The sequence below is a fragment of the Pseudomonas tehranensis genome (assembly GCF_014268615.1).
Lineage (GTDB): Bacteria > Pseudomonadota > Gammaproteobacteria > Pseudomonadales > Pseudomonadaceae > Aquipseudomonas > Aquipseudomonas tehranensis.
In genome coordinates, this window is the sequence record NZ_JABWQV010000165.1 from 1 (window position 1) to 10,964 (window position 10,964).

At 60.7% G+C, this 10,964-nt stretch carries 9 protein-coding genes and 1 riboswitch; of the genes, 5 read left to right on the plus strand and 4 right to left on the minus strand.

Annotated features, from left to right (window positions below):
• Positions 1-56: 56 nt before the first annotated feature.
• From HU811_RS19610 to HU811_RS19620, 3 genes are all read right to left on the minus strand, one after another.
• On the minus strand, positions 57-1,421 hold the full coding sequence (locus HU811_RS19610; RefSeq protein WP_186657590.1) for a DUF1329 domain-containing protein: 1,365 nt from the start codon (positions 1,419-1,421) through the stop codon (positions 57-59).
• A 25-nt stretch (positions 1,422-1,446) separates the two neighbouring features.
• Positions 1,447-3,312, minus strand: coding sequence for a DUF1302 domain-containing protein (locus tag HU811_RS19615; RefSeq protein WP_186657591.1), 1,866 nt, complete (start codon positions 3,310-3,312; stop codon positions 1,447-1,449).
• A 336-nt stretch (positions 3,313-3,648) separates the two neighbouring features.
• The gene (locus tag HU811_RS19620) at positions 3,649-5,331 is read right to left on the minus strand and encodes a fatty acid--CoA ligase (protein WP_092402448.1); all 1,683 of its coding nucleotides are present in this window, start codon (positions 5,329-5,331) and stop codon (positions 3,649-3,651) included.
• A gap of 269 nt (positions 5,332-5,600) precedes the next feature.
• Between HU811_RS19620 and HU811_RS19625 the strand changes: the two genes are divergently transcribed.
• Positions 5,601-6,515, plus strand: a complete 915-nt coding sequence (locus HU811_RS19625; RefSeq protein WP_186657592.1) for a glycosyltransferase family 2 protein — start codon at positions 5,601-5,603, stop codon at positions 6,513-6,515.
• Complete coding sequence (locus HU811_RS19630) at positions 6,512-7,129, plus strand: CatB-related O-acetyltransferase (RefSeq protein ID WP_186657593.1); 618 nt, start codon at positions 6,512-6,514, stop codon at positions 7,127-7,129. Before HU811_RS19625 ends, HU811_RS19630 begins: the two co-directional genes overlap by 4 nt.
• Positions 7,130-7,170: 41 nt before the next feature.
• Here the strand turns inward: HU811_RS19630 and HU811_RS19635 are convergent, their stop codons facing one another.
• Positions 7,171-7,800: a LysE family translocator gene (locus HU811_RS19635; protein ID WP_186657594.1), complete on the minus strand. Its 630-nt coding sequence runs from the start codon at positions 7,798-7,800 to the stop codon at positions 7,171-7,173.
• Between the two features lie 276 nt (positions 7,801-8,076).
• Between HU811_RS19635 and HU811_RS19640 the strand changes: the two genes are divergently transcribed.
• From HU811_RS19640 to HU811_RS19650, 3 genes are all read left to right on the plus strand, one after another.
• Positions 8,077-9,042 (plus strand): 2-hydroxyacid dehydrogenase, encoded by a 966-nt coding sequence (locus HU811_RS19640; protein ID WP_092402456.1) that lies wholly within the window; start codon positions 8,077-8,079, stop codon positions 9,040-9,042.
• A 33-nt stretch (positions 9,043-9,075) separates the two neighbouring features.
• Positions 9,076-10,074 (plus strand): methyltransferase, encoded by a 999-nt coding sequence (locus HU811_RS19645; RefSeq protein WP_186657595.1) that lies wholly within the window; start codon positions 9,076-9,078, stop codon positions 10,072-10,074.
• A gap of 50 nt (positions 10,075-10,124) precedes the next feature.
• Positions 10,125-10,247, plus strand: a riboswitch (yybP-ykoY riboswitch).
• A gap of 89 nt (positions 10,248-10,336) precedes the next feature.
• Positions 10,337-10,921, plus strand: a complete 585-nt coding sequence (locus HU811_RS19650) for a TMEM165/GDT1 family protein (protein ID WP_186657596.1) — start codon at positions 10,337-10,339, stop codon at positions 10,919-10,921.
• The last annotated feature ends 43 nt before the right edge of the window (positions 10,922-10,964 follow it).

A 10,964-nucleotide genomic window follows, 5' to 3' on the forward strand; every position in this document is an offset into this window, starting at 1 on the left:
AAACGCCCCGAACCAGTCGGGGCGTTTTTCGAGGATGCGGCCTCGGGTGAAGCTGTTTAGCGGATACCCTCCTGGCGCAATGCGTTGGGAGTGAACTCGGCGGTGGTGGCGGTGAAGCCGAAGTCGTAGGCCGATTTCTCTTCGTTCTTCATGCCCAGCGCCAGATAGCGGCCGGACTGCAGGTCGTAGAGAGTTTCCAGGGCATACCACGGCACTTGCTTGTCGTAGTAGTTCTCGGCATGGGCTTCGGCAACGCGCCACAGTTGGCCACGACCGTCGTAATGGTCGATCACTGCCGCTTGCCAGGTGTCTTCGTCGATGTAGAAGTCACGCTTGGCGTAGATGTGGCGTTGGCCTTCCTTCAGGGTCGCGGTCACATGCCAGACACGACGCAGCTCGTAGCGAGCCAGGTCCTGGTTGATATGGCCGGCCTTGATGATGTCGGCGTACTTGAGCTGAGGCGAATCGATCTTGTAGCTGTTGGAGGCAATGTACAGTTCTTTCTTGCCCACCAGTTTCCAGTCGTAGCGATCCGGCGCGCCGTTGTACATGTCCAGGTTGTCGGAGGTACGCAGGCCGTCGGCGGCGGTGCCCGGGCCGTCATAGGAGACCTGTGGCGCACGGCGCACACGGCGCTGGCCGGCGTTGTAGACCCACGCAGAACGCGGTTCCTTCACCTGGTCGAGGGTTTCGTGCACCAGCAGTACACCACCGGCCAGACGCGCCGGCGCGGTGACTTGCTGCTTGAAGTAGAACAGGATGTTGCCAGGGTTGGCCGGATCGAAATCCTTCATCTTGTCGCGGAACACGAACTGGTCCCTGAAGTACACCAGGCTGTAGGAGCCGTTTGGCTGCGGCGTGGCCTGGGTCACCAGGCGGGTCACGCTGCCGCCACGATAGCGGGTGATGTGGTTCCAGATCACTTCCACACCGCTCTGGGGAATCGGGAACGGCACCGCCGTCTCGAAGTTCTCCAGACCGTTACCGCCGGACACCAGCTTGGTGTTCACCGCGTTTTTCTTGATGGAGGCATACACGTCATCCGGCACGGTGGCGCCGCGATGGGATGGGTAGACCGGCATCTTGAAGGATTCCGGGTAGCGCTTGAACATTGCGTACTGGCCCGGCGCGAGCTTGTCTTTGTACTGGTCGACGTTCTGCGCAGTGATGGTGAACAGCGGTTTTTCACTGGCAAACGGGTCGGACAGGAAACCCTTGCTGTCCACGCTGCCGGCGTTCTTGGCCATGGGTTTCCAGGCCGGAATCGAACCGTCGGCATTGCCGGCCATTTCGGCGCCCATCGGCGTCAGGCTTTTGCCCAGTTTGTCGGCTTCGGCGGCAGGCACAGCCGCCATGACGCTGGCAGCCAGCAGGGATAGCCCCAGAACACCGACCTGCAACAGACTCTTTGTTATTTTCATAGTGTGTCGTCCTGAAATACTGTGCTTAGAAGGTCACGCCGACGCTGAGCGCCAGGAAATCGCGATCGTCCACGGTGCTGAAGTCGCCACCAAAGAAGTTGGTGTAGGCCAGGCTCGCGTTGTAGGTGTTCTGGTACTCGGCATCCAGTCCGAGACTGACGGCTTTGCGGCCTTCTTCGAAGTTGCCGCCTGGGCCTGGCGAGTAGCCTTTGACGTCGTGGGACCAAGCCACGTTGGGCTTGAGGTTCACGCCGGCGAACACGTCCGGGTATTCCCAGATGGCGCGAGCGCGGTAGCCCCAGGAGGTGGAAGTGGTGAAGCCGTCGTTGTTGCAGTTGCTGTTCACATCGGCACTGGTCTGGCCGCCACCTGCCGCAGTCGAGCCATTGAGCACGTTACAGAAATTGTTAGGCAGTTCGCCTGGGCCAAACACCGGGTCGCGGCCGTAGCGAGCGTCGGATTTGCTTTCCAGGCCGCCCACGTAGGTCACGCCGACTTCGCCTACCAGGGTCAGACGGCTGGCGCCCATGACCTGATCCAGGAAGTGGGTGAACGTGGTCTGGAACTGAGTGATCTCTTTGCGGTTATAGCCATGCAGGTCCTGACCTGGGGAGCCAGGGAGTACCGAAGCATTGCCAAGACCGGGAAGTGGCGTCACACCGGCGAAAAGAATGTCCGTGGTGCTCAGTTGCACCGGGGCGTTCGGACGATAGCTCAGTTCACCGCTCCACGCCGTACCGGTAGGCAAGGTGGTGGAGAAACTCAAACCGTAGAGACGGATGTCTTCAGGGTATTCGATGAAGTAGTTCGAGTTACCCGCCACCAGCAGAGGTGACAGCGCGGCGAACGCAGGCGGCAAGCTGGCAGCCAGGTCAAAGATGGACTGCGGAGCACCGGTGGCACTGAAAATCGGCGCACGGCTGTGGTAGTTCATGAAGTAGGCACCGAACTCGGTGTCCAGCGGCTCGAACATGTACTTGAACGACACGCCCCATTGGCCGCTGTCGCGAGCATCGCGATCCGGACCGCGACGCACCAGCACGCCTTCTTCGTTGACGTCGACGCCGAGCGCCTCCGCTGGGCCCAATGCGGCCGTCGGCAGCGTAGAGCGTTTGTTCAGCACTCGCAGGTTGTCGCTGCAACCATCGGCAACCACGTCCGGCTGGGAGAAGAACGTACCACAGTTGTCCACTACGGTCTGGTCCCACTCCAACTGGTAGAACGCCTCGGCCGACAGGTTGTCGGTCAGGCTCTGGGAGACATAGAACATGTTGACCGGAATCAGGCCTTCCTTGATCTCGGCACCAGGACGACGGAACGCCGACACGTCGACCGGGTTGATCGAGTTGATCCCGCCCTGGATGAAGGTGCTTTCACCCCAGCTGACCACTTGTTTACCCAGGCGAACCGAACCTGGCTGATCGGCAATGGCGTAGTTGTGGTAGATGAACGCATCGAGAATCTGCCCGCCGGAAGACTTGGCGCCTTCCTTGCGGTTGCTGTCGCTGATGTCCTTGTACAGGCGATGTTCGTCCTTGAGTTCGAAGTCGTACCAGTACTTGCCGCGCACAAACACGCCGGTATCGCCGTACTTGAGTTCCAGATCGTGGATACCCTTGAAGATCTTCGAAAAGGTTTCCCCGCGCTTGAAGTTCAAGTGACCGTCGTCGGAGGTCTGGGACAGGCCCTTGCCGCCGTTGTTGACGCCGATCAGGTCCCGGTTGGCCTTGGCCGTGGACCAGCTTGCGCCTACCGACAGGGACGAGTCGAACTGGCCCTCGATTTCACCGATGTTGAAACTGACGCCGAATGCTGGCCCGGCGAGCGAAGAGGCGAGACTGACCGCCAGAGGCAGTTTTGCCCGGCGCCAGAACGTGTTTGCTGAGGTCATCGACGCTACTCCATGTGCTTTTATTTTTATGGCAGTCAGTATTTTCCAAGAACACTTTCAACGGCTGGGAATGGCAACGTTTCACCCCCGTTCAAAGTCGCATCGCCCGTTTAGTGCGTGCGCCCCGTTCTTGAAAATCCTTAAACGGACTATAGCCAGCAGGTAGTACGGCTTGATCCCTCTAAAGTGTGATTTGCAGCCCGCGACCACTCTGGAACAGTCCTTTCGCCAGGCCGACAGATGTCGGCACGGCAAGGATGGCTGAAATTTTCGGTTTGACAAGGCAAGCGCTTGCTTGGTGGGGCTGCCGTGCCCTTTTGGGCACGGCAAAAACGTTTAAAGCGTCGACAGGAAGGTGCTGTTATTACTCTGCCATTCGGTGATGTCGATGCGGATACGCTTCTTGTCGAGCTTGCCGACGCTGGTCTTGGGAATTTCCGTAACAAGGGCGATCTGGCTCGGGATCGCCCACTTGCTCAGGTGCCCCAATTCGACGAACGGCTTGAGATGTTCCTTGAGCTCGCGAGCCCCGATCTGATGCCCTTCGCGGATGACCAGCAAGGCAAATGGGCGCTCGCCCCACTGCGGATCGGGAATACCCACCACTGCTACTTCGCGTACCGCCACGTGACGGCTGATGAGGTCTTCCAGGTCCAGGGACGAAATCCATTCACCGCCAGTCTTGATCACGTCCTTGATGCGGTCACGAATATCGATCACGCCCATGCTGTCCAGCGTGGCGACGTCGCCGGTGTGCAGCCAGCCGCCGGCCCAGAGCTCGGCGCCCTTCTGCGGCTCGTTGAAATAACCCTCGGTGAGCCACGGTGCGCGCAGCACCAGCTCGCCCTGGGTCTCGCCGTCAGCGGGCAGAAAACGCCCCTCGGAGTCGACAATTGCCGCTTCCACCAATGGCCCTGGTACGCCGGCCTTGATCCGGTAGGTGATGCGTTCGTCTTCGCTGCCGGCCATCAATTCGTCGTTGAGGTGGGCGCAAGACACCAGCGGGCCGGTTTCCGACATGCCATAGGCGGCGGTGAGCTGGATGCCCCTGGCCTTGGCCGCTTCGTAAAGGCTTCGGTTCAGGGCGCTGCCGCCAATGACGATTTTCCAGCCGCCAAAATCGGTGTCCTGGGCGCCCTTGGCATTGAGGACCATTTGCAGAATGGTCGGCACGCAATGGGAAAAGGTGACTTTCTCCTTGCGCCACAACTGGACCAGGAATTCGGGGTCATAACGGCCGGGGTAGACCTGCTTGAGCCCGAGCATGGTCGCCACGTACGGCAGGCCCCAGGCATGGACATGGAACATCGGCGTGATCGGCATGTACACGTCGTTGGTGCCCAGCAGCCGCACGCTGTCGATGGCGCCCATGATGGTCGACACGCCCATGGTGTGCAGCACCAGTTGCCGATGGGTGAAATACACGCCCTTGGGGTTGCCGGTAGTGCCGGTGGTATAGAACGTGGTGGCGACCGAGTTTTCGTCGAAGTCCTGGAAATCGTAGGCGGGGCTGGCAGCGGCGAGCAGTTGTTCGTATTCGCCCACCAGGTTCGGCAGGTCGGCGGTTTTTTCAGGCAGGTCGGTCAGCAGGAGAGTTTTTTCGACGGTCGTCAGGTGCCCGGCAATCGCCTGGTACAAACCGACGAACTCGCTGTTGACCAGCACGAAGCGGTCTTCAGCATGATTCATGGTGTAGAGGATCTGTTCCGGTGACAGGCGCACGTTGATGGTGTGGATCACCGCGCCGATCATCGGGATCGCAAACATGCATTCCAGGTAACGATGGCTGTCCCAGTCCATCACCGCCACGGTATCACCGGCCTTGACCCCGGCCTCGGTCAGCACATTGGCCAACCGCGCGACGCGTTCGATCAGAGTCGGATAGCTGTAGCGCAACTGGTCGCGGTAAATGATCTCGCGGGTTTTCTCGTAACGCGCACCGGACATCAGCAGCCGCTTGATCAGCAGCGGGTATTGATAAGCGCCTTCGGCTGGAGGAATAACGCGAGTCTGCAACATAAGAGTCCCTTTTCTGACTGCACGGTCGTGGCTGGAAGTAAGCACTTTAGAGCGCTGTTACGCGGATCAAATCAGCCAAAGGAATGATTTGATCCGCCCGCAAATACTAGCCTTGAGCCACCCAACCGCAGGTTTTGCACGGTTTATGTGGGTTAAACCTTGTCAGAGTTGGATCCAGCAGCGAGCATAGGTGTCAACGTCGTTACAAAAGCCCGTGGGGAAGTGCTCTCACAGGCTCACCCGACACCACCCGCTTTTTGCAGAGAATCATGAACACCGACCTGACTTCTTCCCAGGCCATCGCGCCACAGAGTGAGCCGCTCGTGTCGATCGTGGCCCCTTGCTACAACGCCGAGAAATACCTGGAAGAAGCGATCCACAGCATCTTTGCCCAGGATTATCCGAACGTTGAGGTCATCGTGGTCGATGACGGCTCCACCGACAACAGCCTCGCCATGCTCCGGCAGTTGCAACAGACCTACGACTTCCAGCTGTACTCCCAGGAAAATCAGGGTGTCAGCGCGGCGCTCAACCACGGGCTGAAGTACGCCAAGGGCGATTACATCTCGACTCCGGACCTTGACGACATCATGTTGCCCCACTCGGTCGGGCTCCGTGCCCAGTACCTGAACGAGCATCCGCAGGTCGGTTGTGTCGGCGCGCTGATCATCTACATGGACAGCGAAGGCCAGACCATCAAGGCGCAACAGCGCGACCATATTCAGGTGCATACCTTCGACGATCTTCTACGCAGCGCTGCGGTAATCGGCGCGCCAACAGCGCTGTATCGCATGAGCGCACTGCGCGACGCCGGCTTTTATGATCCGCTGCTGCGAGTCCAGGATTTCCAGATCACCTTGCGGATCGCCCACAAGGGTTATGAAATTCATGAATTGCCGGTTTGTGTGACGCGCTATCGACGCCACCCCAATAACCTGTCGAGAAAGTACCGGTTGATGCTCAAGGCCGACCTGCAGGCTATCGAGCCCTATCGAGCCCACCCCGCCTATGGGGCGGCCCGCACGGTGCTGGTTCACAAAGCGCTGAAGTACGCGGTGGTCGAAGACCGCAAAGAAGCCTGGCGGCTGCTGCGCAGCATTCCGTGGCGCCACCTGAACGCAACCAGCCTGAAGCGCTTCAAGCGACTGGTCTTGCGACGCCCGACAGCGAGGCCTCGACCTTGAATTTTTTGAAAAAACTCAAGGAGCGCAAAGTACGCAAGCACCTCAAGCGCCTGGAGAAACTCGAAAGAGCGCCGGAAAAAATCCGTTTGCGCTATCCGAAATACCAGATTGGTGTGGGCACGTATGGCATTCCCGAAGTCATGGAGTTCGGCGACGACACGATCCTCAAAGTCGGGTCTTATACCTCGATCGCTCAAGGCGTGAAAATTCTGCTGGGTGGCGGGCATCGCACCGACTGGGTCAGCACTTTTCCGTTCCCGCTGATGATCGAACAGGCCCAGGGTATCCCGGGCTGCAACCCGACCAAGGGCGATGTGGTGATTGGCAGCGACTGCTGGATCTGCGCCGAAGCGATGATTCTGTCCGGGGTGACCATTGGTCATGGCGCCGTGGTCGCGGCCGGCGCCGTGGTGACGCGCGATGTCGAACCATACGCCATCGTCGGCGGCAACCCATGCCGGTTCATTCGCTGGCGCTTTGAAGAGCCGGTGCGTCAGGCCTTGCTTGAATCAGCCTGGTGGGACTGGCCGATGGAAGAGGTCAAAGCGGTGTCGCCACTGCTGAGCAGTGACAACATCGACGCCTTTCTGGAGTACGTTCGTCAACGCCACTGACCGTCCCCTGGCGGGGGTGGAGACGATCACATCAAAACCGATCAGTGAGACTCGGTAAACGCCAGCTTTACGCCAATGGCAATGAGGACCGCGCCCATGGTCCGGTCGAACCAGTGCCCCATACGAGCAAACCCGGCGCGCACTCGCTGCTGGCTGAACAGCATGGCCACCAGGCAGAACCACACTGCCGTCGCCACCGCCAGATACACGCCGTAACCGGCCTGGATTGCCAGGGGGGTATGAGGGTTGATGACCACGGTGAACAGCGACAGGAAAAACAGCGTCGCCTTGGGGTTCAGGCCGTTGGTGACGAAACCCGAGGTGAACGCGCCACGGGCGGTACGTTCGCCAACCTCTTTGTGCAGGTTGTCCGCCGTCGGCTTGACCGGTTGCGCTCGCAGGGCCTTGAAGCCGATGTACAGCAGGTAGGCGGCGGCAGCCCATTTCAGCGCGTTGAACAACACGATCGATTGCGACACGATCAGGCCGATGCCCAGCAGCGAATACCCCACATGCAGGAAAATCGCCGTGCCCACACCCAGCGCCGTCCAGGTTCCGGCGCGGCGGCCATGGGTCACGCTCTCGCGCACCACCACGGCAAAATCCGGCCCGGGGCTGGCCACCGCCAGCAGGTGGATCAGGGCGACGGTGAGGAATTCGGTGAGGTACATGGGGGCTCCTGGAGAGTAGGCCTTTTAAAATGAATACCGTGGCAAGGGTGCTTGCTCCCGCTGACGCTGTAGGAGCTGACGAGCGAAGCGAGGCTGCGAGCTTTTTACAGTCCATTGAGTCTTGAGCGAAAGATCAAGAGATCGCAGGCTTCGCCAGCTCCTACAGGTCCAGCGGGAGCAAGCTCCCTCGCCACGGGTGTTCGGCACCTGGGCCGCCATTCATCTGATAGGCTCGCCACATTACGCCTTCGATTCCTCAGATAAAAGGTACAGCTGATGACAAACACCGGCCGCGCAGTTTTCCTCGATCACCCTTCCCTGGACCTCGGCGATCTGGACCTGGGACCGCTGCGCAACTGCTTCAGCGAACTGCAACTGTTCGCCCGCACGAGCCGGGATGAAGTGAGCGAGCGGCTCAAGGGCGCGACGGTGGCGATCACCAACAAGGTCGTGATCGATGCGACTGCCATGGCCGCCAACCCCGAACTGAAATTGATCCTGATCAGCGCCACCGGCACCAATAACGTCGACCTGGACGCCGCCCGCCAACACGGCATCACCGTGTGCAACTGTCAGGGCTACGGCACGCCGTCGGTGGCCCAGCACACGATCATGCTGTTGCTGAATCTGGCGACCCGCCTGGGCGACTACCAAAAGGCGGTGGCCGAGGGCCGTTGGCAGCAGGCGTCGCAGTTCTGTCTGCTGGACTACCCCATCGTCGAACTGGAAGGCAAAACCCTCGGGTTGCTGGGTCATGGCGAACTGGGCAGCGCCGTCGGGCGATTGGCCGAAGCTTTCGGCATGCGCGTGCTGTTGGGGCAGATCCCCGGACGCCCTGCCCGCCCCGATCGTTTGCCGCTGGATCAACTGTTGCCGCAGATCGATGCCCTGACCTTGCACTGTCCGCTCAACGAACACACGCGCAATTTCATCGGCGCCCGGCAACTGGCGCTGCTCAAACCCGGCGCCTTTGTGCTCAACACCGCCCGCGGCGGCCTGATTGACGAACAGGCCCTGGCCGATGCCCTGCGCAGCGGTCATTTGGGCGGCGCGGCCACCGATGTGCTCAGCGTGGAGCCACCCACCCAGGGCAACCCGCTGCTGGCCGCCGACATTCCACGGTTGATCGTCACGCCCCACAACGCCTGGGGCAGCCGCGAGGCCCGGCAACGGATCGTCGGCCAACTGACGGAAAACGCCCTCGGCTTTTTCAGCGGTACAGCGCAGCGGGTCGTCAGTTGATAAACTGCCGCACTTTTTTTCAAGGAGCAGACCATGGATCCGCGCAGTGAAGTACTGCTTCGTCAGGCCGAGTTATTTCAGGGTTCAGTCTTGCTGGCCGGCCTGCCCGCCGACGATCTGCTCGGTCGCTTGCCCCAAGCCCATGGCTGGTGCTGGCACGCCGGTGATCAGGCCGCGCTGGATGCCCGCTTCCCCGAGCGCAGCCACTTTGGCGTGAACGTGCCGGCCCGTGAGTTCGAGACCGCCGTGGTCTTCCTGCCCAAAGCCAAGGACCTGACCGACTACATCCTCAATGCCGTGGCCTCGCGCCTGGCCGGTCGCGAGGTCTATCTGGTGGGGGAAAAGCGCAGCGGCATCGAAGGCGCGTCCAAGCAGCTCAACGTCTTTGGCAAGCCGCGCAAGCTCGACAGCGCGCGCCATTGTCAGCTATGGCAGGTCACCGTGGCCGACGCCCCCGAGGCCAAACCTTTGGAAAGCCTGGCCCAGACCTACGAGCTGCCCCTGGCCGAAGGCGCGCTGAAGGTCATCAGCCTGCCGGGGGTGTTCAGCCACGGTCGCCTGGATCGCGGCAGTGCGCTGTTGCTGGAACACCTGGATAAACTGCCCAGCGGCCACCTGCTGGACTTCGGTTGTGGCGCCGGCGTGCTGGGAGCAGTGGTCAAGCGTCGCTATCCGCACAACACCGTCACGCTGCTGGACGTGGATGCGTTCGCCGCCGCCAGCAGCCGCCTGACCCTGGCCGCCAATGGTCTGGAGGCCGAGGTGCTGACCGGCGACGGTATCGACGCCGCGCCCATGGGATTAAGCGCGATTCTGAGCAACCCGCCGTTCCATGTCGGCGTGCACACCGACTACCACGCCACGGAAAATTTGCTGCGAAAAGCAGCGAAACATCTGAAAAACGGCGGCGAACTGCGCTTGGTGGCAAACAGTTTCCTCAAGTATCAGCCGCTGATCGAAGAGCATCTGGGCGTGTGCGCGATCAAGGCCGAAGGCCAGGGTTTCCGCATCTATCGGGCCAAGCGCGGCTGAAGCCAATTTAAGAAACAGCACTTGCCCAATCGGATTTGCCTAGGCAGAATCCGCTCCGTCCTAGGGGAGTAGTCTCCCGCGAGCGCCATGCTCGCCCGGCATACGTCAACATACTTGGTCAGCAGACCATGGCGTATGCGGCCCAAGCGTCCACGCAGATGGTCGCTGGGTTTGACAAGACCTATGACACGCACACCTTACCCGGGGCGGGAAGGCTGTACGTGTCATAGCCGTGTCGACCCGCCCCTCTAGGAATCACCTGATGCTGGACTCTTTCCTCGTACCTACCGCTATCGTTGCGCTGGCCGAAATCGGCGACAAGACGCAACTGCTCGCGCTTATTCTCGCGGCTCGCTTTCGCAAACCCTGGCCCATCATTGCCGGCATCGTTGCCGCGACCTTGGCCAACCATGCGGCAGCCGGAGCGGTGGGCGCCTGGGTCGGTAGTATTTTCTCGGACGCGGTCCTGCACTGGATCCTGGCGGTGAGCTTTGCCGCCACAGCGCTGTGGACGTTGGTGCCGGACAAACTGGACGATGACGAAGCCAGTACGGCCCGCAAGTTCGGACCTTTCCTGACCACGCTGATCGCGTTCTTCCTGGCGGAAATCGGCGACAAGACCCAGATCGCCACAGTGATGCTCGCCGCGCAGTACCCGGAACTGTGGCTGGTGATCATCGGCACCACCGTGGGTATGCTGATTGCCAACGTGCCGGTGGTACTGGCGGGCAATTTCGCCGCCGAGAAACTGCCCCTGACGCTGATCCGCCGCCTGGCCGCCTCGGCATTTTTTGTCCTGGCGATCGTGGCGGTGTACAAGGCGATGCAGAGCAGTGGGTGGGTTTGATCAGGTTGATACAGGCTCTTGTGGCGAGGGAGCTTGCTCCCGC